The 25,936-nt window shown below is 71.4% G+C and carries 20 protein-coding genes; 11 read left to right on the forward strand and 9 right to left on the reverse strand.

Features of this window, described 5'->3' with window-relative positions; genetic code table 11:
• Positions 1–71: 71 nt before the first annotated feature.
• A complete protein-coding gene (locus tag ACZ516_RS20500; protein ID WP_361081213.1) occupies positions 72–1,193 on the reverse strand; it encodes a LacI family DNA-binding transcriptional regulator in 1,122 nt (373 codons plus the stop codon).
• A gap of 429 nt (positions 1,194–1,622) precedes the next feature.
• Here ACZ516_RS20500 and hisC point away from each other — a divergent pair, with 429 nt between their 5' ends.
• Positions 1,623–2,702, forward strand: a complete 1,080-nt coding sequence (hisC, locus tag ACZ516_RS20505) for a histidinol-phosphate transaminase (RefSeq protein ID WP_358584070.1) — start codon at positions 1,623–1,625, stop codon at positions 2,700–2,702.
• A 52-nt stretch (positions 2,703–2,754) separates the two neighbouring features.
• On the opposite strand, the gene ACZ516_RS20510 is transcribed toward hisC, so the two are convergent.
• Positions 2,755–3,150, reverse strand: coding sequence for a cyclophilin-like fold protein (locus ACZ516_RS20510; protein WP_361081219.1), 396 nt, complete (start codon positions 3,148–3,150; stop codon positions 2,755–2,757).
• A 233-nt stretch (positions 3,151–3,383) separates the two neighbouring features.
• Between ACZ516_RS20510 and ACZ516_RS20515 the strand changes: the two genes are divergently transcribed.
• From ACZ516_RS20515 to ACZ516_RS20535, 5 genes are all read left to right on the forward strand, one after another.
• A complete protein-coding gene (locus tag ACZ516_RS20515) occupies positions 3,384–4,922 on the forward strand; it encodes a cytochrome ubiquinol oxidase subunit I (protein WP_358697872.1) in 1,539 nt (512 codons plus the stop codon).
• Between the two features lie 19 nt (positions 4,923–4,941).
• Positions 4,942–5,946, forward strand: a complete 1,005-nt coding sequence (gene cydB / locus ACZ516_RS20520; protein ID WP_469011286.1) for a cytochrome d ubiquinol oxidase subunit II — start codon at positions 4,942–4,944, stop codon at positions 5,944–5,946.
• Between the two features lie 40 nt (positions 5,947–5,986).
• Positions 5,987–9,664, forward strand: coding sequence for a thiol reductant ABC exporter subunit CydD (cydD, locus tag ACZ516_RS20525; protein WP_469011287.1), 3,678 nt, complete (start codon positions 5,987–5,989; stop codon positions 9,662–9,664).
• Positions 9,665–9,833: 169 nt separating this feature from the next.
• Positions 9,834–11,570 (forward strand): GAF domain-containing sensor histidine kinase, encoded by a 1,737-nt coding sequence (locus ACZ516_RS20530; RefSeq protein ID WP_469011288.1) that lies wholly within the window; start codon positions 9,834–9,836, stop codon positions 11,568–11,570.
• A 159-nt stretch (positions 11,571–11,729) separates the two neighbouring features.
• Positions 11,730–12,812 (forward strand): M23 family metallopeptidase, encoded by a 1,083-nt coding sequence (locus ACZ516_RS20535; RefSeq protein ID WP_469011289.1) that lies wholly within the window; start codon positions 11,730–11,732, stop codon positions 12,810–12,812.
• Positions 12,813–12,834: 22 nt separating this feature from the next.
• Here ACZ516_RS20535 and ACZ516_RS20540 read toward each other — a convergent pair whose 3' ends face one another.
• The gene (locus tag ACZ516_RS20540; protein ID WP_467465314.1) at positions 12,835–13,809 is read right to left on the reverse strand and encodes a Cof-type HAD-IIB family hydrolase; all 975 of its coding nucleotides are present in this window, start codon (positions 13,807–13,809) and stop codon (positions 12,835–12,837) included.
• A 197-nt stretch (positions 13,810–14,006) separates the two neighbouring features.
• On the opposite strand from ACZ516_RS20540, the gene ACZ516_RS20545 reads away from it, so the two are divergent.
• Complete coding sequence (locus ACZ516_RS20545; RefSeq protein WP_469011290.1) at positions 14,007–14,918, forward strand: LLM class flavin-dependent oxidoreductase; 912 nt, start codon at positions 14,007–14,009, stop codon at positions 14,916–14,918.
• Positions 14,919–14,988: 70 nt separating this feature from the next.
• Here the strand turns inward: ACZ516_RS20545 and ACZ516_RS20550 are convergent, their stop codons facing one another.
• From ACZ516_RS20550 to ACZ516_RS20565, 4 genes are all read right to left on the reverse strand, one after another.
• Positions 14,989–15,465 carry a hypothetical protein gene (locus ACZ516_RS20550; protein WP_469011291.1) on the reverse strand — a complete coding sequence of 159 codons (477 nt, stop codon included), beginning with the start codon at positions 15,463–15,465 and terminating at the stop codon, positions 14,989–14,991.
• A 179-nt stretch (positions 15,466–15,644) separates the two neighbouring features.
• Positions 15,645–16,550 (reverse strand): MerR family transcriptional regulator, encoded by a 906-nt coding sequence (locus ACZ516_RS20555; RefSeq protein ID WP_469011292.1) that lies wholly within the window; start codon positions 16,548–16,550, stop codon positions 15,645–15,647.
• Between the two features lie 69 nt (positions 16,551–16,619).
• Positions 16,620–18,416 (reverse strand): SDR family oxidoreductase, encoded by a 1,797-nt coding sequence (locus ACZ516_RS20560; RefSeq protein WP_469011293.1) that lies wholly within the window; start codon positions 18,414–18,416, stop codon positions 16,620–16,622.
• Entirely contained in the window at positions 18,413–19,264 is an 852-nt protein-coding gene (locus ACZ516_RS20565; protein ID WP_358584091.1) for a M24 family metallopeptidase, read from the reverse strand. Before ACZ516_RS20565 ends, ACZ516_RS20560 begins: the two co-directional genes overlap by 4 nt.
• Positions 19,265–19,523: 259 nt before the next feature.
• On the opposite strand from ACZ516_RS20565, the gene ACZ516_RS20570 reads away from it, so the two are divergent.
• The 4 genes from ACZ516_RS20570 to ACZ516_RS20585 are packed head-to-tail and all read left to right on the forward strand — an operon-like array spanning position 19,524 to position 23,096.
• A complete protein-coding gene (locus ACZ516_RS20570; RefSeq protein WP_469011361.1) occupies positions 19,524–20,576 on the forward strand; it encodes an ABC transporter ATP-binding protein in 1,053 nt (350 codons plus the stop codon).
• Positions 20,573–21,454, forward strand: coding sequence for an ABC transporter permease (locus ACZ516_RS20575; RefSeq protein WP_469011294.1), 882 nt, complete (start codon positions 20,573–20,575; stop codon positions 21,452–21,454). Before ACZ516_RS20570 ends, ACZ516_RS20575 begins: the two co-directional genes overlap by 4 nt.
• On the forward strand, positions 21,454–22,365 hold the full coding sequence (locus ACZ516_RS20580) for an ABC transporter ATP-binding protein (RefSeq protein ID WP_469011295.1): 912 nt from the start codon (positions 21,454–21,456) through the stop codon (positions 22,363–22,365). Before ACZ516_RS20575 ends, ACZ516_RS20580 begins: the two co-directional genes overlap by 1 nt.
• An 11-nt stretch (positions 22,366–22,376) precedes the next feature.
• Positions 22,377–23,096: an ABC transporter permease gene (locus ACZ516_RS20585; protein ID WP_361081253.1), complete on the forward strand. Its 720-nt coding sequence runs from the start codon at positions 22,377–22,379 to the stop codon at positions 23,094–23,096.
• 238 nt (positions 23,097–23,334) lie between these two features.
• Here ACZ516_RS20585 and ACZ516_RS20590 read toward each other — a convergent pair whose 3' ends face one another.
• The gene (locus tag ACZ516_RS20590; RefSeq protein WP_358584099.1) at positions 23,335–24,159 is read right to left on the reverse strand and encodes an HAD family hydrolase; all 825 of its coding nucleotides are present in this window, start codon (positions 24,157–24,159) and stop codon (positions 23,335–23,337) included.
• A complete protein-coding gene (gene serS / locus ACZ516_RS20595) occupies positions 24,156–25,433 on the reverse strand; it encodes a serine--tRNA ligase (RefSeq protein WP_469011296.1) in 1,278 nt (425 codons plus the stop codon). The genes ACZ516_RS20590 and serS overlap by 4 nt, the downstream gene beginning before the upstream one ends.
• Between the last annotated feature and the right edge of the window lie 503 nt (positions 25,434–25,936).

Here is a 25,936-nt window from a genome sequence, read left to right on the forward strand (position 1 = left end):
TCTCCCGAATTGGGCAGAGGTTTCCCCGCTCGTCGCGCGTGGGTGGCCTCCTCTGCCCGGCTTCGTGGCGGTCAGCCGGAGCCCGAGGAGCGTGGCGGGCTGACCGTGGTGCGCGGTGGACGCCGCTCGGACGAGGTGCGGACGATCAGTTCGGTCGGTATCACCTGCTCGACCGGCCGGCCCGAGTCGATGCCCTCGATGGCGTCGATCAGGAGCTGTACGACGGCCGTGCCGATGCGCCGGGGCTTGAGCGAGAGCGTGGTGATGGGCGGTTCCGTGGTGGCGTAGACCGTGGACTCGCTGCAGCAGACGAGCAGCAGGTCGTCGGGGACGCGCAGGCCGTAGCGCCGGGCGGCGGCGAGCAGGTCGGTGCCGTTGGGGTCGAAGAGGCCGTAGACGGCGTCGGGGCGGTCGGGTCGGGCGAGCAGCCGGTCGGCGGCGACGGCGCCCGCACACGGGTCGTGCGCGGGGTAGGACTCGTAGACCGGGTCCTGTCCGACGCGCTCGCACCAGCGCAGATACGCGGTCGTGGACAGGTGGGTGTAGGTGTCCGTCGTGGTGCCGGTGAGCAGGCCGATGCGGCGGGCGCCCGCGGCCGCGAGGTGGTCGAGGATCTCCAGGACGGCGGCCTCGTGGTCGTTGTCGACCCAGGCGGTGACGGGCAGCGAGCCCGCGGGGCGGCCGTCGGAGACCACGGGGAGGCCCTGTCTGACCAGCTCGCTGACCACCGGATCGTGGTCGGAGGGGTCGATGACGACGGTGCCGTCGAGCGCGACGTTGGACCACACGTCGACCGGGCTGCGGCGCGAGGTCGCCGGGAGGATCACCAGGGCGTAGCCCCGGGCGAGCGCGGCGGAGGTGGCGGCTCTGGCCATCTCCGCGAAGTAGGCGAACTCGGTGAAGGTGAAAGGTTCATCCCCGTACGTCGTCACGGTCAGGCCGATGAGGCCGGACTTGCCGGTACGGAGGGTTCGGGCCGCCGCGGAAGGGCGGTAGCCCAGGCGCTCGGCGACTTCTCGGACGTGGCGTCGGGTGGCGTCGGGCAGCCGCCCCTTGCCGTTGAGGGCGTCGGAGACCGTCGTGATGGAGACACCGGCTGCGGCGGCCACGTCTCTGATGCCCGCTCGGTTGTGCCGGTTTCCCCGGCGCGCGATCTCCGCTCGGCTCACCTGGTGCTTCCCTGCTGCTGTCATGGCGAGCCGATAGTAGGGCTCATCGGGGCGGGTAGCGCGGGTGCATATGCACTCGTTGACAGACACGTTTCTGCATGGCTTTTACCGGTCAATGACCATGGAAAACAAGGGCGTTGAGGTTCCAGGCAGTGGCTGCCGCTGATCGTCGCGCGAGGGCCCGGCGGATGCGGTAGGTCTCGAAGAGGTCTCAACTCACCTTCACGGGTGACGCGCGCCACGGAGCGAGCCACCGGCGCACGGGGGAGCACGGGGCGCCCCCTGCTCGCCGCGCGTCTTCGCCGCGCCCGGCCGACCTACCGGTCGCGGATGGATCTCCGGAGGCCATTCGCACCGGCGCCGAATCCTCATAAGGTGAGCAGTATTCGAACCTTCGAGGTGCGAACTTTCGAACCTTCGAACTGTTCCGGTACTGGTACGAGGAGGACTGCGGTGAGCGAGACGAGCCCGAGGCTGCGCGCCGAGCTGGAGGGGATCCCCACCTACAAGCCGGGCAAGCCCGCCGCGGCCGGCGGCCCGGCGGCCTACAAGCTGTCCTCCAACGAGAATCCCTACCCGCCGCTCCCCGGCGTCCTGGAGAGCGCGCTCGCGGCGGCCGGTTCCTTCAACCGCTACCCCGACATGGCGTGCACGGGCCTGATGAGTGAGCTTGCCGACCGCTTCGGGGTGCCCGCCGCGCACATCGCCACCGGCACCGGCTCGGTGGGCGTGGCCCAGCAGCTGCTCCAGGCCACGTCCGGCCCGGGCGACGAGGTCATCTACGCGTGGCGGTCCTTCGAGGCGTACCCGATCATCACGCAGGTCAGCGGCGCGACCTCGGTGCGGGTGCCGCTCACCGAGGGCGAGGTGCACGACCTGGACGCGATGGCCGACGCCATCACCGAGCGCACTCGCCTCATCTTCGTCTGCAACCCCAACAACCCCACCGGCACCGTGGTCCGCAGGGCGGAGCTGGAGCGGTTCCTGGACCGGGTGCCCAGTGATGTGCTGGTCGTGCTGGACGAGGCGTACCGCGAGTTCATCCGCGACCCCGAGGTGCCGGACGGCATCGAGATCTACCGTGACCGCCCCAACGTCTGCGTCCTGCGGACGTTCTCCAAGGCGTACGGTCTCGCGGGCCTGCGGGTCGGCTTCGCGGTCGCCCATGAGCCGGTGGCCGCCGCCCTGCGCAAGACGGCGGTGCCCTTCGGCGTGAGCCAGCTGGCGCAGGACGCGGCGGTGGCGTCGCTGCGCGCCGAGGACGAGCTGATGGGCCGGGTCGGCGCGCTGGTCGCCGAGCGCACGCGCGTGGTCGAGACGCTGCGCGGGCAGGGCTGGACGGTGCCCGAGACGCAGGCGAACTTCGTGTGGCTGCGGCTCGGGGACCGTACGGCCGACTTCGCGGCGGCGTGCGAGCGGGCCGGCGTCGTGGTGCGGCCGTTCGTGGGCGAGGGCATGCGGGCCACGATCGGCGAGACCGAGGCCAACGACGTCTTCCTCGCGGCGGCGGAGGCGTTCCGCAAGGAGCTCTAGCGGAGGCGCTCCGCGAGGAGCTTCAGCGGAGGCGCTCCGCGAGGGGCCGCCCTCAGGCGGTGAGGAGTTCGACGCGGATCGGGTCGCCGTCGCGCACGGTCGCCAGGAGGCGCGGGTCCTGCTCGATCCGGCCGAGGACGTTGCACGGGCTCGCGAGGCGGCACTCGTCGCCTCGCGAGATCGGCGTGGGGCCGTAGGGGAGCGCGAGGGCGTCGCCGTCGGGCCAGAAGGCCACCGTGCCCGGTTCGACGACCTGACGGGCGTCGGCCTCGCACGGAACGCTCACGCCCGTGTCGAAGTAGACCTCCTCGCCCCAGGTGTGGGCCGTGGCGGCGAGTGGCAGGGCCTTCTCCAGGGCGCGGGCGGTCGGGGTGTCGCCGACCGTCGCGGTCAGGTGGCCGGCGGGCCAGGAGATCCGTATCCGTAGCTGGTGCTGCTCTGTCTGCATGCCGCGGATTCAACAATATGTTGAAGTCGATGGGAAGGGTCCGCACCCCCGGCGGCCCGTTCCCGGCGATGGTTCCGGCGGTAAGGGGGACCCCCATTTGGGTGTCGACAGCCAGTACGACATAATGCTTGTGAATGTGAACGCGTTCACAAGCGTGCCCCGGTTCCTCCGGAGATCAGTGGGACAAGCAGGGGCAAATGCCGCGATGACCACGGCGAGTAAGGAGAGACGCAGTGGACCTGGCTCTGGCGCCCGAGACCTTGGCGCGATGGCAGTTCGGCATCACCACCGTCTACCACTTCCTGTTCGTCCCTCTGACGATCTCGTTGGCCGCCCTCACGGCGATCCTGGAGACGGCGTGGGTCCGGACGGGCAAGGAGCACTACCTCCGGGCGACGAAGTTCTGGGGAAAGCTGTTCCTGATCAACATCGCGATGGGCGTCGTCACCGGCATCGTCCAGGAGTTCCAGTTCGGCATGAACTGGTCCGACTACTCGCGCTTCGTCGGTGACGTCTTCGGGGCGCCGCTGGCCTTCGAGGCGCTGATCGCCTTCTTCTTCGAGTCGACCTTCATCGGCCTGTGGATCTTCGGCTGGGACAAGCTGCCGAAGAAGCTGCACTGCGCGACCATCTGGATCGTCTCCATCGGCACGATCCTGTCGGCGTACTTCATCATCGCCGCGAACGCCTTCATGCAGCACCCGGTCGGCTACAAGATCGTGGAGCGGGACGGCACCAAGCGCGCCGAGCTGACGGACTTCTCGAAGGTGCTCTTCCAGGAGACGACGCTGGTCAACTTCTTCCACGTCATCTCGGCGGCCATCTTGGTCGGCGGCGCCTTCATGACCGGCATCGCCATCGTCCACCTGCGCAAGAAGCGGCACATCCGCACCATGCGCATGTCGATGCGGCTCGGCCTGGTCACGGCATTCGTCGGCACCCTGCTCACCGTGGTCAGCGCGGACACGCTCGGCAAGGTCATGTACGAGCAGCAGCCGATGAAGATGTCGGCCGCCGAGGCGCTGTGGGAGTCGGAGAAGCCGGCGCCCTTCTCGATCTTCGCGTACGGCGATGTCGCCGAGGGCCACAACAAGGTCGCCATCGAGGTCCCCGGCGTCCTGTCCTTCCTTGCCAAGAACAACTTCAGCGCCGAGATCCCCGGCATCAACGACCTCAACAAGGAGGCGCGGGAGAAGTTTGGCCCCGGTGACTACCGGCCCAACATCCCCACCGCCTACTGGTCCTACCGCTGGATGATCGGCTTCGGCGGGGTCTCGATGGCCCTGTGCACGGCGGGTCTGTGGCTGACGCGGAAGAAGTTCTGGCTCGCTCCGGAGCACCGCACCGGCGCGGACGAGATCCCCAAGCTCATGCTCACCAAGAACAAGGAGCTGGCCCCCAAGCTCGGCCGCTGGTGGTGGGTGCTCTCCCAGTGGACGCTGATCTTCCCCCTCATCGGCACCGCCTGGGGCTGGATCTTCACCGAGACGGGCCGGCAGCCCTGGGTCGTCTACGGAGTGCTCCGCACCCGGGACGCGGTCTCGCCCGGCGTCTCCCAGGGAGAGGTGCTCACCTCGCTGATCGGGTTCACGCTCATCTACGCGATCCTCGCCGTGATCGAGGTGAAGCTGCTGCTCAAGTACGTCAGGCAGGGGCCGCCCGAGCTGACCGAGGCGGACCTCAACCCGCCCACCAAGATCGGCGGGCCGGGCGGCGGTTCCGGTGCGGGACCGGACGCCGACGCCGACCGGCCCATGGCCTTCTCGTACTGAAGGAAGGAGCGCTCAGGACATGGAACTCCACGACATCTGGTTCGTACTGATCGCCGTTCTGTGGATCGGCTACTTCTTCCTGGAGGGCTTCGACTTCGGGATCGGGGTCCTGACCAAGCTGCTCGCCCGCGACCGGGTCGAGAAGCGGGTCCTCATCAACACCATCGGCCCCGTCTGGGACGGCAACGAGGTGTGGCTGCTCACGGCGGGCGGCGCGACCTTCGCCGCCTTCCCCGAGTGGTACGCGACGCTCTTCTCCGGGTTCTATCTGCCGCTGCTCGTCATCCTGATCTGCCTGATCGTGCGCGGCGTCGCCTTCGAGTACCGCGCCAAGCGGCCCGAGGAGCGGTGGCAGACCAACTGGGAGCACGCGATCTTCTGGACGTCGCTGATCCCGGCGGTGATGTGGGGCGTGGCCTTCGCGAACATCACGCGCGGTGTCGCGATCGACGCCCACAAGGAGTACGTGGGCTCCTTCTGGGACCTGCTCAACCCGTACGCGCTCCTGGGCGGCCTGGTCACGCTGACCCTGTTCACCTTCCACGGCGCGGTGTTCGCCTCGCTCAAGACGGTGGGCGACATCCGGGTGCGGGCGCGGAAGCTGGCGCTCGGCCTCGGGCTCGTCACGGCCGTGCTGGCGCTGGGCTTCCTGACGTGGACCCAGCTGGCCCACGGCGACGGCAAGAGCCTGGTCGCGATGGCCGTGGCGGTGCTCGCGCTGGTGGGCGCCATCGGGGCGATCAAGGCCGGGCGCGAGGGATGGTCGTTCGCGCTGTCGGGCGTCACGATCGCGGCGGCCGTCGCGATGCTCTTCCTGACGCTCTTCCCGAACGTCATGCCGTCCTCCCTGAACGGCGAGTGGAGCCTCACGGTCACCAACGCCTCGTCCAGCCCGTACACCCTGAAGATCATGACCTGGTGCGCGGTCATCGCGACGCCCGTCGTACTGCTCTACCAGGGATGGACGTACTGGGTGTTCCGCAAGCGCATCGGCACGCAGCACATCGCCGACGCCGCCCACTAGGTTCCGACGTTCCTGTGGCTCTCAGGAAGGCGTGTTTCACGTGAAACCAATCGATCCGCGTCTGCTCCGGTACGCCCGTGCCACCCGCTTCTTCCTCGTCGCGGTGGTGGTCCTGGGGCTCGCGGGGGCGGGGCTGGTCATCGGCCAGGCGATGCTCATCGCCGAGATCGTGGTGGGCGCCTTCCAGAAGGGCCTGTCGGCCGCCGACCTGGGGCTGCCGCTGTCGCTGCTCGCCCTGGTCGCGGTGGGCCGGGGGCTGGTCTCCTGGCTGACCGAGCTGGCCGCGCACCGGGCGAGCGCGGCGGTCAAGTCGGAGCTGCGGGGGCGGCTCCTGGCGCGGGCCGGTGAGCTGGGGCCCACATGGTCGAGCGGGCAGCGGACCGGCTCGCTGGTGGCGCTGGCCACGCGGGGCGTGGACGCGCTGGACGACTACTTCTCGCGCTATCTGCCGCAGCTGGGGCTCGCGGTGGTGGTCCCCGTGGCGGTGCTCGCCCGCATCGTCACCGAGGACTGGGTGTCGGCGGCGATCATCGTGGTGACGCTGCCGCTGATCCCGATCTTCATGATCCTGATCGGCTGGGCGACGCAGAACCGGATGGACCGGCAGTGGAAGCTGCTGTCCCGGCTCTCGGGGCACTTCCTCGACGTCGTGGCGGGGCTGCCCACCCTGAAGGTGTTCGGCCGCGCCAAGGCGCAGGCCGAGTCGATCCGGAAGATCACCGGCGAGTACCGGCAGGCGACGATGCGGACACTGCGCATCGCCTTCCTGTCGTCCTTCGCCCTGGAACTGCTCGCCACGATCTCCGTCGCGCTGGTCGCGGTGACCATCGGCATGCGGCTCGTCCACGGCGAGATGGACCTGTACGTCGGTCTCGTCATCCTCGTCCTCGCGCCCGAGGCCTATCTGCCGCTGCGCCAGGTCGGCGCGCAGTACCACGCGGCGGCGGAGGGTCTTGCCGCCGCCGAGGAGATCTTCGCGGTCCTGGGGACCCCGATACCGGCTGCCGGCACCCGGGCGGCGCCGTCGGGCGTGCTGAGCGTGGAGGGTGTGACGGTCCGGTATCCGGGGCGGGCGTCGGACGCGGTCTCCGGGGCGTCGTTCGAGGTGGCGCCCGGGGAGACCGTGGCGCTCGTCGGGCCCAGCGGGGCGGGCAAGTCGACCCTCCTGAACGTGGTGCTCGGGTTCGTGCGGCCCACCGAGGGGCGGGTGCGCGTCGGGGGTGTCGACCTCGCGGAGGTCTGTCCCGAGCGGTGGCGCGAGCGGATCGCGTGGGTGCCGCAGCGCCCGCACCTCTTCGCCGGGACCATCGCGGAGAACGTACGGCTCGCGCGGCCCGAGGCGTCGGACGCGCTGCTGCGGGAGGCCCTGCGCGACGCGGGGGCGCTGGAATTCGTGGACGCGCTGCCGGCCGGGGCGAACACCCCGCTGGGGGAGGAGGGGGCCGGACTCTCCGCCGGGCAGCGGCAACGGCTCGCACTGGCCCGGGCGTTCCTGGCCGATCGGCCCGTGGTGCTGCTCGACGAACCGACGGCGGCGCTCGACGGGGGGACCGAGGCGGGGGTCGTGGAGGCCGTGCGGCGGCTGGCCGTCGGGCGGACGGTGCTGCTGGTCGTGCATCGGCCCGCGCTGCTGGCCGTGGCGGATCGTGTGGTGCGGCTCGCCGCGGTGCGCGAAGGGGCGGCGCGGGCGTCGGGGGTTGCTGGGTCGGCCTTTGGCGCGGCGGGCTTGGGTGCGGCGGCTCTTGGGGCGCCGGGTTCGGACGTGCCGGTTCTTGATGCGTCGGCCTCGGACGTGCCGGTTCTTGATGCGTCGGTCCCTGGTGCGTCGGCCTCGGACGTGCCGACTCTCGATGCGCCGGCCCTTGCCGCGTCGGCCTCGGACGCGTCCTCCCACGGTGCGCAGGCCGCCGGGGAGCGGGAGGCCTCGCCCGTCGCGACGGGCGGTGATCGGGCGGGGGACGCCGACAAGGGGCGTGGCGTGGCGGCCCGCGTACGGGCGGCCGCGGGGGCGCGGCGAGGGCAGCTGGCGCTCGCGCTGTTGCTCGGGAGCCTCGCGCTGGGCAGTGCCGTCGGGCTCATGGCCACGTCCGGGTGGCTGATATCCCGGGCCGCCGAACAGCCCCCGGTGATGTACCTGATGATCGCCGTGACGGCGACCCGCGCCTTCGGCATCGGCCGCGCCGTCTTCCGCTACGCCGAGCGGCTCGTCTCGCACGACGCCGTGCTGCGGATGCTCGCCGACACCCGCGTCGCGGTCTACCGCCGCCTGGAACGGCTTGCCCCGGCGGGCCTGCGCGCCACCCGCCGCGGTGACCTCCTCTCCCGCCTGGTCGCCGACGTCGACGCCCTTCAGGACTACTGGCTGCGCTGGCTGCTGCCCGTCTCCGCCGCGGCCGCGGTGAGCCTCGGAGCCGTCGGTTTCACCGCCTGGCTGCTGCCCGAGGCGGGCGCGGTGCTCGCGGTGGGGCTGCTCGCCGCGGGCGTCGGGGTGCCGCTGCTGGGCGGTGCCGTGGCGCGCCGCGCGGAGCGGAAGCTGGCCCCCGCGCGCGGGGTGCTCGCCACGCGCGTGGCCGATCTGCTCACGGGGACGGCCGAGTTGACCGTCGCCGGCGCGCTGAAGCGGCGTACGGCCAAGGCCGGGGAGGCCGACGCCGAGCTGACGCGGATCGCCTCCCGGGGCGCCACCGCCACCGCGCTCGGCGACGGCCTCGGCGCGCTCGTCACGGGCCTCACGGTGACCGCGGCCGCACTCGTGGGGGTGCGGGCGGTGCAGGACGGGCGGCTCAGCGGTGTCGTCCTGGCCGTGGTCGTGCTCACGCCGCTCGCCGCGTTCGAGGCGGTGCTGGGCCTGCCGCTCGCCGTGCGGTACCGCCAGCGGGTCATGAAGAGCGCCGAGCGCGTCCACGAGGTCCTCGACGCCCCCGAGCCGCTGCCGGAGCCCGCGGCGCCCGCGCCCGCCCCGCGCTCGCCCTTCCCGCTGCGGGTCGAGGGGCTGCGCGCACGCCACGAGGGGCAGCGGGGCGACGCGCTCGCCGGTGTCGACCTGACGCTGGAGCGGGGGCGGCGCATCGCCGTGGTCGGCCCCTCCGGTTCGGGCAAGACGACGCTCGCGCAGGTGCTGCTGCGCTTCCTGGGCGCGTACGAAGGGACGTACACGCTCGGGGGCACGGACGCGGCCGCGCTGGACGGCGACACCGTGCGCGGCATGGTCGGGCTCTGTGCCCAGGACGCGCACATCTTCGACAGCTCGGTACGCGAGAACCTGCTGCTCGCCAAGAAGGACGCCACGGACGCGGAGCTGCGCGGCGCGCTGGAGCGGGCCCGCCTGGACGGGTGGGTCGCCTCGCTGCCCGACGGCCTCGACACGCTCGTCGGCGAGCACGGGGCGCGGCTCTCCGGAGGCCAGCGGCAGCGCCTCGCGCTGGCCCGCGCGCTGCTCGCGGACTTCCCCGTCCTGGTGCTCGACGAGCCGGCCGAGCACCTCGACCTGCCGACCGCGGACGCCCTCACCGCCGACTTGCTGGCGGCCACGAGGGGCCGCACGACACTGCTCATCACGCACCGCCTCGCCGGGCTCGACGCGGTGGACGAGGTGATCGTCCTGGAGGGCGGCCGCGTGGCGCAGTGCGGCACGTACGGGGAGCTGGCGGCGGTGGAGGGCCCGCTGCGGCGCATGGTGGAGGTAGAGCGTGCGGCCGATCTGCTCGGCGTGGCCTGAGGACCGGGGCAGGCCGGGACGCCCTCCGTGGGCACGCGGCCCCCGAGGGACGACCGCCCATGCTCGACAGGCTTCGACTTTCCCCAGTAACTCGGCAGGCTTCGACTTCGCCAGTAACTCGGCAGGCTTCGACTTTCCCCGGTAAATAGGACTTACTAGGCTCAAAGTCATGTCAGTACCTTCGGCCTCCGCCGATTCCCCGCTCCCCGACGGCACACCGGATCCGGCGGGGACGGCGGCGCGGGCGGCCCGCGGCCTCCAGGGGCTCTCCCCCGAGCTGACCTCCCGGGTGCCGCAGCTGCTCGAAGCCATGCGGTCGGTCGGCACCGGGCTCGAACTCCACACCACCCTGGACCGCATCTGCGAGACCGCCGCCGAACTGGCGGACGCCCGCTATGCCGCCATCGGCGTCGTCGCCGACGACGGCAAGGGGCTCTCCGAGTTCGTCTACCACGGCATCGACGAGCGGACCGCCGAGCGGATCGGGCGGCTGCCGGACGGCCACAAGGGGTTGCTCGGCGCCCTCATCCACCAGCCGAGGACGCTGCGTCTCGCCGATCTCTCCGCCGACCCGCGCTCCTGCGGGTTCCCGGCCCACCACCCGCCGATGGGGACCTTCCTCGGCGTCCCCATCCGCGTCCAGGGGGAGATCTTCGGCAACCTCTATCTGACGGAGAAGCGGGACGGGGCCGAGTTCAACGACTACGACGTGCACATGGTGCGCGTCCTCGCCACGGAAGCCGGCATCGCCATCGGCAACGCCCGCCTCTACGAAGCCGCCAAACAGCGCGAACGCTGGATCGACGGCTCGGTGGCGGTCACCACGGCCCTGCTCTCCGGCAGCGACGCCGAGGACGCCCTCGCCGTCGTCGCCGAACAGGCCAGGCACCTCGCGGACTCGGCGGCCGGGATCGTGCTGCTGCCCGACGAGGAGGGCGGCATGGAGGTCGTCGCCGTCTCCTCGGACGAGCCCACCGGGGCGCTCGGCCTGATCGTGCCTCCGGAGAGCCGCCTCGTCGCGCAACTCCTCCAAGGGGAGGCCGTCTTCATCGACGACGCGGCCACCGACCCTCGGACGATGACCGACCTCGCGCGCCGCTACGGCCCGGTCATGATGCTGCCGCTGCACAGCGACGGCCGGGTCCTCGGGACGCTCGTGACGCCCCGCGCGCGCGGGGCGCGCCGGTTCAGCGAGGCCGAGCGGACGCTCGCCGCGCAGTTCGCCTCACAGGCCGCGCTCGCCCTGATGATGGCCGACGCGCAGCGGGACCGGGAGCGGCTCGCCGTGTACGAGGACCGCGACCGGATCGCCAGGGACCTGCACGACCTCGTCATCCAGCGCCTCTTCGCCACCGGGATGATGCTGGAGAGCGCCCAGCGCCGGTCCGTCGTGCCGGAGGTGCAGGTCGGCGTCGGGCGGGCCGTGGACGAACTGGACGTGACGATCCAGGAGATCCGCACGGCGATCTTCGCGCTCCAGCAGGGTCCGGCCGAGGCGCCGTCGGGGCTGCGCACGCGCGTGCTGCGCGAGATCAACATGGCCGCCGTGCCGCTCGGCTTCAAGCCCACCCACCGCTTCGTCGGCCCCGTGGACACCGTGGTCGGCGAGCTGACCGGGAAGAACCTCATCGCGGCCCTGCGGGAGGCCCTCTCCAACGCCTTCCGGCACGCGCACGCCGCCCGCATCGACGTCGTCGTCGACTCGACGGTGCGGCTGCCCGACGGGCAGCAGGGCGTACGCCTGACGGTCGCCGACGACGGCGTGGGCATCGCCGAGGGCGGCCGGCGCAGCGGCCTGAAGAACCTCAAGCGGCGGGCCGAGTCACTGGGCGGCGACAGCTGGTACGGGGAGGGGATCGGCGAGGACGGCGGCGGGACGACGGTGGTGTGGCAGGCGCCGCACTGACGGCCGGGCCTGTGGCCATATCGACGTAGGGGAAGCCCTGTGCAGAGGCGCTGTGCGGCCGTTCGGGGTCATGCCGCTGGGCCGCACGGGGCAATCGCGTCCCCCGAGTACACGAGTGGCGTAGGAGGTGCCGGTCCCGACGGGGAAGCGATCGGTGACATGCGCCTGAGCCACCGTCGTCCGCGCCAGCGCCTTCCGCGCCGGCTCCTGAGTGTGTCGGTGCTGCTGTGCGCGCTGCTCGGCCTCGTGGTTCCGGCCGCGTCGCCTCCCGCCGCCGCCGTGACCACCGAAGGGTCGAGCGCCGGCGCCACCGTGGCGCGGCTCTACGAAGAGGCCGCCCGCGCGAGCGCCCACTACGAAGAGGGGCGTCGGGCGGCGCGCCTCCAGAAGAGGAAAGTTCGGAAACTGGACCGACTGCTTGCCGCGCAACGGCGCCGTGTCGCCCTGCTGTCCGAGGACCTCGGCCTGCTGGCCAGTGCCCAGTACCGAACGGGGGGCGGCCTCCCCCACGCGGCTCGGCTGCTCCTGGCCGACAGCCCCGACGCCCTGATGCGCGGCCGGCAGGTCCTGTCGCAGGCCGACCTGGCCGTCAACAGCACGGTCGCCGAGACGCAGCGGGCCGCCACCCGGCTCGTGGCCGCCAAGCGAAGGGCTGACCTGGCCAAGCGCGCGCTCATTCAGCGCAACGCCCGGCTGGCGAGGCTGAGGCGGGGCATCGAACGGAAGCTTGAGTCGGCTCGGTGGACCCTGCAGGTCCAGGCGGATCGGGCGGTCGCCGCGGGCAGGTGCCGGGGCGCCGTGCGCCAGCGCCTGCGTCAGCCGAAATCAGCTGCCACGCGCGCGTGGGTGACACCCGTGCGGGAGTACGAACTCTCCGCGGGCTTCGACAGCACCGGCCGGCGCTGGGCCCACCGGCACACCGGGCAGGACTTCGCGGTCGGCATCGGGGCGCCCGTGCGGTCGGTCGGCGCGGGCCGGGTGCGCAGCGTGGCGTGCGGGGGCGCCTTCGGCATCGAGGTCGTGGTGCGGCACCGCGGCGGGTACTTCACGCAGTACGCGCATCTGGCGACCGTCACGGTGGACAAGGGGGACAAGGTGCGCGCCGGCCAGTGGATCGGACAGGTCGGCACCACCGGGAACTCCACCGGCCCGCACCTGCACTTCGAGACCCGGCTCACGCCGCGATTCGGCTCGGGGATCGATCCGCGGAAGTGGCTGGCGCGGCGCGGGGTCCGGATCTAGGACCGGTCTCGCCGCTCCAGATCTAGGACCGGTCCCGCTGCTCCAGGCGCTCCGCCAGGATCCGTTCGATCACGACCGCGACGCCGTCGTCGTTGTTGGCGACCGTGCGCCCCGAGGCGGCGGCGATGACGTCCGGGTGGGCGTTGCCCATCGCATACGACGTGCCCGCCCAGGTCAGCATCTCGATGTCGTTCGGCATGTCCCCGAAGGCGACGACCTCGGCGGGCGTGATGCCGCGCTCGGCACAGCACAGCTCCAGCGTGCTGGCCTTGGAGACGGTGGGGCCGCTGATCTCCAGGAGGGCGCTGGGGCTGGAGCGGGTGACCGTCGCCCGCTCGCCGATGGCCGCGCGGGCGGTCACCAGGAAGTCGTCGGGCTGGAGTTCGGGATGGAAGGCGAGGATCTTCAGGATCGGCTGTTCGGCGACGGCGGGGTCGCCGGGGTCCTCGGCCAGGAGCTTCTCCGCGGGTGCGACGCTCTCGCCGGGCTCCATGTGCAGCGGCGGATACGCCTCCTCGTGGTGCAGTCCACCGGTCCGCTCGATCGCGAAGGCCGTACCCGGCGACGCGGCGCGCAGCCTGCGGACGACGTCGAGGGCGCACGCCCGCTCCAGTGCGCGGACCTTGACGAAACGGTGGGCGCCGGGGCCGCCGTGCAGGTCGACCACCGCGGCGCCGTTGCCGCAGATGGCGAGGCCGTGGCCGTGGACATGGGCGCTGACCACGTCCATCCAGCGGGCCGGGCGGCCGGTCACGAAGAAGACCTCGATGCCGGCCTCCTCGGCGGCGGCGAGCGCGGCGATCGTGCGGTCGGAGACCGACTTGTCGTCGCGCAGCAGCGTGCCGTCCAGGTCCGTCGCGATCAGCCGGGGCCGTGGCCGCGGCCCCGACGGCGCGGAGACGGCCGGGGTGCCCGGGGTGTCCGGGGTGCCCGGGATGGCCGGGGTGTCCGGGGTGGGGACGGCCGGAGGCTGGGGCCCTGGGGTAGCTGAGGTCACACCGCCGATTGTCCCGCATATGCCCGCACGGGCGTGCGCGGGGGCGCACATCTGAGTGGACCGTCACCGGACGCCGGCGCTGGTCGAACCGCACGGGGGGCGGGGGCCGAGACATGCCCGCACGGGCTCGGTGTCCGGGCGGGGCGGCGGGAAGGGGGCCATTCGGGGGCCGTCGGCGTCGCCGTAAGCTCTGAAGCATGAGCCTGCGCCTGAGCACCGTGATCCTGCCCGTACGCCGCTGGCACGAAGGCGGCCGCGACCAGTGGCTGCGCGCCGAGGAGCTGGGCTTCCACACCGCGTACACGTACGACCACCTCGCCTGGCGCTCCTTCCGCGACGGCCCGTGGTTCGGCGCGGTGCCCACCTTGACCGCCGCCGCGGCCGCCACCGAGCGGCTGCGCCTGGGCACGCTCGTGACGTCACCCAACTTCCGCCACCCGGTGACCCTCGCCAAGGAACTCATCTCGCTCGACGACATCTCCGGCGGGCGGATCACGCTCGGCATCGGCGCCGGCGGCAACGGCTTCGACGCCACGACCCTCCTCGCCGAGGGGCGGCAGCCCTGGACCCCGCGCGAGCGCGCCGACAGGTTCGGCGAGTTCGTGCCGCTGCTCGACCGGCTGCTGACCGAGGACTCGGTGACGTACGAGGGGACCTTCTACTCGGCGACCGAGGCGCGCGACATCCCGGGCTGCGTGCAGCGGCCGCGACTGCCCTTCGCGGTGGCGGCGACCGGCCCGCGCGGCCTGCGGCTCGCCGCCCGGCACGGCCAGGCGTGGGTGACCACGGGCGACCCGAAGCTCTTCGAGAACGGCACGCCCGAGGAGTCCCGCGAGGCGATCCGGGGCCAGATCGAGAGGCTCGGCAAGGCGTGCGCGGACCTCGGCCGGGACGTCGCCGAGCTGGACAAGATCCTCCTCACCGGCTTCACGCCGGACCGCAACCGCCCCCTGGAGTCCGTCGACGCCTTCGTGGACTTCGCCGGCCGGCACAGGGACCTCGGCTTCACGGAGATCGTCGTCCACGCCCCGATCCCGGACTCGGACTTCGCCACCGACCAGGACGTCTTCGAGAAGATCGCGACCGAAGCGCTCTCGCAGCTGCGCTGAGCCACCGCCGCGGTGATCCTGGCCACGGGCACCCGCGGCAAGCCCGCGCTGATCCACGTGGCGTGCTCCCTCAGCGCACCCGGGAGCTGAGCCACGGCGTGAGCGTGACGAGGGGGACGAACTCCTTGTACGTCTCGTCGCCGGGCAGCGGCACGACCAGTCGGTAGCCGGGCGGGAACCGCCTGCCCTTGACGTGGGCGAGACCCCCGAGCACCGACCGCACGAACGCGGGCACGGAGTCACGCGGCACGTCGGGAAACTCGACGCCCTCCACCGTGATCAGGGCGTCGGCCCCGCCACCGTCGCCTTGGGCGTCGCCGTCGTCGGGATAGAGCCGCACCGAGATCCTCGGCGAGCCGCCGAGCTCGACGAACGCCTCGTGCGGCAGCGAACCGTCCGGATCCGCCGTCACGCCGATCCCGGCGGCGGTACGCCGCGAGGTCTGATCGGCGCCGATGGCGTGGGAGACCTCGATCTCCCGGTCATGCTCGCGGGCCACCGCGCGCAGGGCGACGAGGGCGGCTTCGGTGCTGGGCAGGTGCTCCATGCCACCGATCATGCCTGCCGGTCGCGGGCACGCGTTTTCCCCGCACTCGATTGACGACCACCGAGTTTTCATCAACGGATTTTGGCCCCCAGGTTTGATCCACAACCAAGTCCGGTTATCCACAGGAAAGTTGACAGTTCTGTGGACAACCGCGCGATACTTTAGGGTACTTGCCCAACTTATGTCCTGTTTAGGTCAGTTGTTGTTAATGCGTCCAATGTCCGTGCCGCCACTTCTCGTTCAGCGGCCGCCGCGACGAACGCCGCGGCATTGCCTTCGCCAACCAGCCCGCGTACAGCCCGCATTGTGGCGGCGGGCAGCGGCACCGGTTGCGGCTCCTCCACGTCGGCCACCGGACACTCCGGGTCGAGATGCCGGCGCAAGTGCCGCGTGGCGAACAGGCGCATGGCACGGGCGAGTTCGGCGTCGACGGACTGCTGGGCCAGCGGGCGCAGGCGGCGCACCAGGGAGGCGGCCTCGGCGGCGTCCGCCTCCGTCGGCGGATGCGGACCGAGATAGCGGGCGAAGACGTGCTCCGTGGTGAACTCCAGGAAACGGGCGGCTATGTACTCGACCTGCCCCCTCAACTCCCGCAAATGGCCCGCTATCGCCGAGAGCGGAACGCCCGCCGCGTGCAACTCCACCGCCACGGCCAGCTCTTGCGGGCTCGGCACCAGGAACTCGTCCTCGCTGCCCGGCACCGGTTCGAGTATCCCGAGGGCGACCGCGTCGGCCACCGCCGCCTCGTCCTGGACGCCTCCGAACGCCGCCTCCAGCTCCGCGCGGGTGATCCGGTCGGCCTTCTCGTCCGTCCAGGGTCCGTCGACCTCCGCGGCCAGACCGAGCACCCCGCCCAGGCCCCGCCCGGTGTCCCAGGCCTCCAGCAGTTCCTTTATGGACGCCAGGGTGTACCCGCGGTCGAGCAGGTCGGCTATCTGCCGCAGCCGGGCCAGATGCGCTTCCCCGTACACATTGGCCCGGCCGCGCCGCTCCGGGCGGGGCAGCAGTCCGCGGTCCTGATAGGCGCGGATCGTGCGCACCGTCGTGCCGCTGTGGTGCGCCAGATCCTCGATGCGGTACTCCACGCTGACCGTCCTTCGTACTGCGTCGTGCCGGGCGGTGCGGCCTCGCCAGGGAGTGCCGCGAGCGGCCGCTCACAGGGGTGGCTCCAGTCGGGCCATCGCGCGCAGGGCCCTCGGGGCGAAGCGCGACATGAGGTGGGCGCCGCGGGCCTCGGGGGTGACCGGGACGACCGCCTGGTTCTTGACGACGGCGCGCAGGATCGCGTCGGCGACCTTCTCCGGCGGGTAGTTGCGCAGGCCGTAGAGCCGGGCGGTGCGCTTTTGGCGGCGCTTCTCCTCACCGGCGTCCACCCCGACGAAGCGGGCTGTCGACGTGATGTTCGTGTTGACGAAGCCCGGGCATATCGCGGAGACCCCGATGTCCTTGCCCGCCAGCTCCGCGCGCAGGCATTCGCTGAGCATCAGGACCGCCGCCTTGGACGTGCTGTAGGCGGGCAGCGCCTTCGACGGCTGGTAGGCCGCCGCGGAGGCGGTGTTGACGATGTGGCCGCCCTGGCCGCGCTCGGCCATCTGCTTGCCGAAGAGACGGCAGCCGTGGATGACGCCCCACAGATTGACGTCGAGGACCTTCTTCCAGTCCTCGGCGCTGGTGTCGAGGAAGGAGCCGGAGAGGCCGATGCCCGCGTTGTTCACCAGGACGTCGACGACGCCGTACTCCCGGGCGACCTTCTCGGCGAGCTTCTCCATGGCCTGCTCGTCACAGACGTCGACCGTCTCGCCCCAGGCCTCGGGGGCGCCGATCAGACGGGACAGCTCCGCGGTGCGGGCGGCGCTCTCCTCGTCCCGGTCGACGGCCACCACGCGGGCGCCCGCCTCGGCGAAGGCGAAGGCGGTGGCCCGCCCGATGCCGCTTCCCGCGCCCGTGACCAGGACCAGCCGGCCGCTGAACCGGTCGGCGTACTTGCTGCCCGTGGCGGTGCTGTCCTTTCCGGGCAGCCCGTCCTCGTGGGCCGTCGCGAAGTCCGCGATCCATGCCGCCAGTTGGTCCGGGCGCGTGCGTGGCACCCAGTGCTTGGCCGGCAGGGTGCGGCGGACCAGCCGCGGGGCCCACCGCTCCAGGTCGTCGTAGAGCCGCTCGGACAGGAAGGCGTCCCCGGAGGGCGTGATGAGCTGCACCGGCGCGTGCGCGTACGCGTCGGCGCGGGGCCTGCGCAGTCGCGCGCGGACGTTGTCGCGATAGAGCCAGGCCCCGTGTGCGGCGTCCTGGGGGAGCGACGGCGTCGGGTAGTCACCGGCCGGGACCTTCTCCACGCGCTGGAGGATCTTCGGCCAGCGCTTTCCCAGCGGTCCGCGCCAGGCCAGCTCGGGGAGGACGGGGGTGTGCAGCAGGTACACGTACCAGGACTTGGCGCCCTGGCCGAGCAGCTGGGCGACCCTGCGCGGGGTCGGCCGTGCCACCCGCTTCTTGATCCAGTGCCCGAAGTGGTCGAGCGAGGGCCCGGACATCGAGGTGAAGGACGCGATCCGCCCCTCGGTCCGCTTGACCGTCACGAACTCCCAGGCCTGCACCGAGCCCCAGTCGTGCCCGACCACATGCACCGGGCGGTCCGGGCTGACCGCGTCGACGACCGCGAGGAAATCGTCGGTCAGCTTCTCCAGGGTGAAGCCGCCGCGCAACGGCCGCGGGGCCGTCGACCTGCCGTGGCCGCGCACGTCGTACAGCACGACGTGGAAGCGCCCGGCGAGGCGCTCGGCGACCTCGGTCCACACCTCCTTGGAATCCGGATAGCCGTGCACGAGCAGGACCGTGGGCCGCTCGGGGTCGCCCAGCTCGGCGACGCACAGCTCGATCCCGCCCGTACGCACCCGGCGCTCGCGCGCGTCCTTCATCGTGTCGGTGCCCTTCCCGCTGCCCGCTCCGGTCGTCATACGGCGGCCCTCTCCTCGGCCCAGCGCCGCACATGCGGCAGATCGTCGTCCAGCCAGAAGGCGCTCTGTTCGGGATCCCTGGAGTCGGTGACGACGAGGATCTCCTCGAACTTGGCGCCCGTACCCCTGAACCCGAGGTGCGGTTCGACCGCCCAGAGCCCCGCCCGGGGCGGGTGGTCGGAGAACTTGTGGGGCGACCACAGCGGCGACCAGCCCTCGCGGTGGCCGTGGAGCAGGTCGCTCGCCAGGCCCTTGAGCGACTGGGTGCCGAACCCGAAGAGGTGCGGGGACAGGCGGCGCTCCTTGACCCGGTCGACCTTGTGCGCGATGACTCCGAAGGGATACGCGCGATGGCGGTTGGCGTACCCCTGGCGGACCATGAGCCGGTCCACGTCCTCGTAGATCTCGCGCAGCGGGCGGCGCTCGCGGACCTCCCGCAGGATCAGCTCGCGGTGCGCCTCCAGGTCGGCCAGCAGCTTGTCGTGGACGGGATTGAGGCCCAGGCAGCCGGAGTACCCGACGTCGGCCGTGAAGCCCTTGTACACCGGGGCCATGTCGAGGATGAACGGCATCCCCGGCTCCAGCTCGCGGTGGGTGGGGAAGAACTGCAGCGGTATCCGGAAGTCCGTGAACGCCGTGCGGTCGCCGAACCAGGCGAAGGGCAGATGGAACCAGTCCCGCACGCCCCGCTCCCGCAGCCACTCGCGCTGCATCCGGGCGGCCTCGCGCTCCGTCACCCCCGGCCGGAGCTGGGCCGCGACCGCCTCGGCGCATTCATACGCCAGGGCCTGCACTTCCCTGAACCCCCGCAGTTCCGCCGGGAGTCCGCCTGCACCTGCTGAGGTCATGCCACCGTCCGTCCCGAGTCCGGTCCACCCGTGTCCGGCAGCTCGCCGTACGCGGTCGTAACTTGACACTGATGAATGTGACAATGAGCGGCGGCTGCGTCAATAGTTCCGCCCGACCCCGCGGGACAGGTCCGGGAGATCCCCCAGGGGTCCACCGTCGGACGACCCCTACGGGCCCGTAATACTCCAGGCTGAGTGCGGGCCAGGCCCGTGGTCTGACGACGCGTGTGGCCCGCGCCACTACCTTCGAAGCGTGACTGTGATCGCGACCGAAAGCCTGAGCAAGCGGTTCCCGAGGGTGACCGCGCTTGACCGGCTCTCCATGGACATCGGGCCCGGTGTGACCGGACTCGTCGGGGCCAACGGAGCCGGCAAGTCCACACTGATCAAGATCCTGCTGGGGCTGTCCCCCGCCACGGAGGGCCGCGCCGCCGTGCTCGGTCTCGACGTCGCCACCAGCGGCGGCCAGATCCGCGAGCGCGTCGGGTACATGCCGGAGCACGACTGCCTGCCGCCCGACGTCTCGGCCACCGAGTTCGTCGTCCACATGGCGCGCATGTCCGGCCTGCCGCCCACCGCGGCCCGCGAGCGCACCGCGGACACCCTGCGCCACGTCGGGCTCTACGAGGAGCGCTACCGTCCCATCGGTGGCTATTCGACGGGCATGAAACAGCGGGTCAAGCTCGCCCAGGCCCTCGTTCACGACCCGCGCCTGGTCTTCCTGGACGAGCCCACCAACGGCCTCGACCCGGTCGGGCGCGACGAGATGCTCGGCCTGATCCGCCGCGTCCACACCGACTTCGGCATCTCGGTCCTCGTCACCTCGCACCTCCTCGGCGAGCTGGAACGCACCTGCGACCACGTCGTCGTCATCGACGGCGGCAAGCTGCTGCGCTCCAGCTCCACCACCGACTTCACCCAGATCACCACGACCCTGGCCGTCGAGGTCACCGACACCGACGAACACCCCGACGGCACCCGGGCGCTGCGCGACGCGCTGCGCGGGCGCGGCATCGGCACGGAGGCCGGCGGCGAGCTGCCCGGCGCGGGGCACACGCTCCTGCTCACCGCCGAGGGCGAGGAGACGTACGACCTCGTACGGGACCTCGTCGCCGACCTCGGCCTCGGTCTGGTCCGCATGGAGCAGCGCAGGCACCACATCGCGGAGGTCTTCCACGACGAGCCGCGCCAGGAGCCCGCCCCCGCGCGCGCGGGCGCCGCCGCCGACCAAGAAGCCCGGCCCACGGCCGCCGCCCAGGAACCCCGGCCCACGGCCGCCCCCGGCACAGCACACAGGAGGCGGACGCGATGAGCACCGAGTCCACCCAGATCCACAACATCGGATATCGGAACTACGACGGCCCGCGCCTGGGCCGTGGCTACGCCCGGCGCTCGCTCTTCTCCCAGAGCCTGCGCGGCGCGTACGGCCTCGGGCGCTCCGCGAAGTCCAAGGTCCTGCCGATGATCCTCTTCACGGTGATGTGCGTACCCGCCGCGATCATGGTGGCGGTCGCCGTGGCCACCAAGGCCAAGGACCTTCCCGTCGACTACACGCGCTACGCGATCTTCCTGCAGGCCGTCATCAGCCTCTTCCTGGCCGCCCAGGCCCCGCAGACCGTCTCCCGCGACCTGCGCTTCAAGACGGTGCCGCTCTACTTCTCGCGGCCCATCGAGCGCGGTGACTACGTCCTCGCGAAGTTCGCCGCGATGACCTCGGCCCTCTTCGTCCTCACGGCCGCGCCGCTGCTGGTGCTCTACGTAGGAGCCCTGCTCGCCAAGCTCGACTTCGCGGACCAGACGAAGGGCTTCGGCCAGGGCCTGGTCTCCGTGGCGCTGCTGTCCCTGCTCTTCTCCGGCATCGCGCTGGTCATCTCCGCGGTCACCCCGCGGCGCGGCTTCGGCATCGCCGCCGTCATCGCCGTCATGACCATCAGCTACGGAGCGGTCTCCTCGGTCCAGGCCATCGCCTACGAACAGGGCAGCACCGGAGCCATCGCCTGGCTGGGCCTGTTCTCGCCGATCACGCTCATCGACGGCGTGCAGAGCGCGTTCCTCGGCGCGACGTCCGCCTTCCCCGGCGGACAGGCCCCCTCCTCGGGCGTGGGCGCCGTCTACGTAGTCGTCGTCCTCGGCCTCATCGCGGGCTGCTACGGCGCCATGATGCGCCGCTACCGAAAGGCCGGCCTCTGATGAGCACGATCACCCTCGACCACACGTCCCGCTGGTTCGGCAACGTGGTGGCCGTCAACGACATCACCATGACCGTCGGCCCCGGGGTCACCGGGCTCCTCGGCCCCAACGGCGCGGGCAAGTCGACGCTCATCAACATGATGGGTGGTTTCCTCGCCCCTTCCACGGGCAGCGTCACACTCGACGGCAAGCCGATCTGGCGCAACGAACAGATCTACCGGGACATCGGCATCGTCCCCGAGCGCGAGGCGATGTACGACTTCCTCACCGGCCGCGAATTCGTCGTCGCCAACGCCGAGTTGCACGGCCTGGACGAGCGGGCCGCCCAGAAGACGCTCGCGACGGTCGAGATGGAGTACGCGCAGGACCGCAAGATCTCCACGTACAGCAAGGGCATGCGCCAGCGCGTGAAGATGGCGTCCGCCCTGGTCCACGACCCGTCCGTGCTGTTGCTCGACGAGCCGTTCAACGGCATGGACCCGCGTCAGCGCATGCAGCTGATGGGGCTGCTGCGCGCCATGGGCGAGCAGGGCCGCACGGTCCTGTTCTCCTCGCACATCCTCGAAGAGGTCGAGCAACTGGCGTCGCACATCGAGGTGGTCGTCGCCGGCCGGCACGCGGCGAGCGGTGACTTCCGCAAGATCCGCCGCCTGATGACCGACCGGCCCCACCGCTATCTGATCCGTTCCAGCGACGACCGCGCCCTGGCCGCCGCCCTGATCGCCGATCCGTCGACGGCGGGCATCGAAGTGGACCTCAAGGAGGGCGCGTTGCGCGTCCAGGCGGTCGACTTCGGCCGGTTCACGGCGTTGCTGCCGCGTGTCGCCCGTGACCACGGCATCCGGCTCCTGACGGTCTCGCCCTCGGACGAGTCCCTCGAATCGGTCTTCTCCTACCTCGTCGCGGCCTGAAAGGGAGCATCGTGTACGACCCCACTGTGGCCCGGCTCACCTACCGTGCCCTGCTCGGCCGGCGCCGGGCGCTCATCCTCTCCGCCCTGCCCGTCCTGCTGGTCGTCATCGCCGTCGCGGTGCGCGCGCTCAACGGCGCCGACGACCAGGTGGCCGTCGACCTCCTCGGCGGTTTCGCGCTCGCCACGATGGTGCCGATCATCGGTGTCATCGCCGGCACGGGGGCCATCGGACCTGAGATCGACGACGGCTCGGTGGTCTATCTCCTGTCCAAGCCGGTCAAGCGGCCCACGATCATCTTCACCAAGTTGATCATCGCCATCGCCGTGACCATGGCCTTCTCCGCCATCCCCACCTTCATCGCGGGGATGATCCTCAACGGCAACGGTCAGCAGATCGCCGTGGCGTACACGATCGCGGCACTGGTCGCCTCCATCGCGTACGCCGCCCTCTTCCTGCTCCTCGGCACGGTCACCCGGCATGCCGTGATCCTCGGGCTCGTCTACGCCCTGGTGTGGGAGGCGCTCTTCGGCACGCTGGTGGCGGGGGCGCGCACGCTCAGCGTCCAGCAGTGGTCGCTGGCCGTGGCCCAGAAGGTCGGCGAGGGGGACCTGATCACCTCCGACATCGGCCTGCCGGCGGCGACGGCCCTGCTGCTCGCCGTCACGGTCACCGCGACCTGGTACGCGGGCCGGCGCCTGCGGTCGCTGACCCTGGCCGGGGAGGAGTAGCCGTCTGGACCCCCGCTCGCGCCGGGCGGGGGTGCCGAGCCCCGCGCACGGGCCCGGCGTGCTAGGGCATGTTTCGAAAGTCCCGTCTACCTGGCGACGCCTGGCACGCACCCTCGCCGCGTTGTCGGGATCGCCCCGATACCACCAGTATCGGGGCGACCCTCCGCCTTGCGAGCGCACGCACCAGACGCCGCCAGGCCCGCCCTGCGGGCGGACGACGCTACTTTCGAAACACGCCCTAGCCCAGGAGGCGTTCCAGGACCATCGCGATGCCGTCCGCCTCGTTCGAGGTCGTCACCTCGTCCGCCACCGCCTTCAGCTCCTCGTGGGCGTTGGCCATGGCCACGCCGTGGGCCGCCCAGCCGAACATGGGGATGTCGTTCGGCATGTCGCCGAAGGCGATCGTGTCGGCGGCCTTGGCGCCGAGGCGGCGGGCCGCCAGGGACAGGCCCGTGGCCTTGGAGAGGCCGAGCGGGAGCAGCTCGACGACGCCTTCGCCCGCCATGGTCACGCCGACCAGATCGCCCGCCACCTGACGCGCCACCTCCGTCAGGGCGTCGTCGTCGAGGCCGGGATGCTGGATGTAGACCTTGTTCAGCGGGGCGGCCCACAGGTCGGCGACGTCTGTGAAGGGCAGGCTCGGCAGGAGCCCGCCCTGGACCGCGTACCCCGGACCGACCAGGACCTCGCCGGCGAGGCCGTCACGGCTCGCGGCCAGGGCGAGCGGGCCGATCTCCGCCTCGATCTTCGCCAGGGCCAGGCCCGCCAGCTGCCGGTCGAGCGTCACCGAGGTGAGCAGCCGGTGCTCGCCCGCGTGATAGACCTGCGCGCCCTGTCCGCACACCGCTATGCCGTCGTACCCGAGGTCGTCGAGGATGTGCCGGGTCCACGGCACGGCCCGACCGGTGACGACGATGTGCGCGGCGCCCGCCGCGGTGGCCGCGGTGAGCGCCTCGCGCGTGCGGTCCGAGACCGTGCCGTCGGGGCGCAGCAGCGTCCCGTCGAGGTCGGTGGCGACCAGCTTGTACGGGAAGGACGGGGTGACCGGAGCTGGCTGGCTCACTTGGCGATGGGCTCCAGGATCTCTCGGCCCCCGAGGTACGGGCGCAGCACCTCGGGCACGGCCACGGAGCCGTCGGCCTGCTGGTGGTTCTCCAGGAGGGCCACGATCGTGCGCGGGACGGCGCACAGCGTGCCGTTCAGGGTCGCGAGCGGCTGGACCTTCTTGCCGTCGCGCATGCGCACGGACAGGCGGCGGGCCTGGAAGCCGTCGCAGTTCGAGGCGGAGGTCAGCTCGCGGTACTTGCCCTGGGTGGGGATCCACGCCTCGCAGTCGAACTTGCGCGAGGCCGAGGCGCCGAGGTCACCGGTCGCCACGTCGATCACCTGGAAGGGCAGCCCGAGGCCGGTCAGCCACTGCTTCTCCCACTCCAGGAGGCGCTGGTGCTCGTTCTCCGCGTCGGCCGGGTCGACGTACGAGAACATCTCGACCTTGTCGAACTGGTGGACGCGGAAGATGCCGCGGGTGTCCTTGCCGTACGTGCCGGCCTCGCGGCGGTAGCAGGGCGAGAAGCCCGCGTACCGCAGGGGCAGCTTGTCGGCGTCCAGGATCTCGTCCATGTGGTACGCGGCGAGGGGGACCTCGGAGGTGCCGACCAGGTAGTAGTCGTCCTTCTCCAGGTGGTACACGTTCTCCGCGGCCTGGCCGAGGAAGCCCGTGCCCTCCATCGCGCGCGGGCGCACCAGCGACGGGGTCAGCATGGGGATGAACCCGGCCTCGGTCGCCTGCGCGATCGCGGCGTTGACGAGGGCCAGCTCCAGGAGGGCGCCGACGCCGGTGAGGTAGTAGAAGCGCGATCCGGAGACCTTGGCGCCGCGCTCGACGTCGATCGCGCCGAGCAGCTCGCCGAGCTCCAGGTGGTCCTTGGGCTCGAAGCCCTCGGCGGCGAAGTCGCGCGGGGTGCCGAAGCGGTCGAGGACGACGAAGTCCTCCTCGCCGCCGACCGGGACGTCCGGGTGGACGATGTTCCCGAGCTGGCGCAGCAGCCGCTTGGTCTCCTCGTCCGCCTCGTCCTGGGCGGCGTCGGCCGCCTTGACCGCGGCGGACAGCTCGCCCGCCTTCTTCAGGAGCTCCTGCTTCTCCTCGGGCGAAGCCTTGGGGATCAGCTTGCCGAGCGCCTTCTGCTCGGAGCGCAGCTCGTCGAAGCGGACGCCCGACGACCTGCGTCGCTCGTCGGCGGAGAGCAGGGCGTCGACGAGCGCGACGTCCTCTCCACGGGCGCGCTGGGAGGCGCGAACACGGTCGGGGTCCTCACGGAGCAGGCGAAGGTCAATCACCCCTCCAGGCTACCGTTGTGCGGTTCCGGCCTACGACTCGATATGTTTTTGCGGGCTTTTGCCTGTTTTGCCGGACTGAATTCGCGGGGGTGCCGGGGCGGGGGCGGCGGCAATGCCGGCGAAAGATCATCGGAGGCGTCGCGGCCGGAGCGGCCGAAAAAGCCCCTCCGGTACGCACGTCGGCGGCCGGTCAATAAAACGGGCACCCTTCCCCGAAACGGGGCAGAGCGCGCTCGGTGCCTTGACCCGAACTCCTTGTGCGGGGCGGGACTTGGGCCCTGTGTCCGCTTCGGTTGTCCACAGGAATGGTTACTCCCGAAGAGTTATCCACAGGGTGTGCGAAAGATCTGTGGATGCCGGAAGAAGTCGTTCCAAAAGACACCGGCGTGCGGAATGGATCTCTTCCCCCACCGACTCTCCACCCACTTTCGAGTGGAAATGGTTCGCTCCAAAGAGTTGATCAATGGAAAAGAGTGGACGAGGGGTGACGTGCGGGGCTGGGG

Source organism: Streptomyces sp. NPDC034037, from assembly GCF_055575715.1.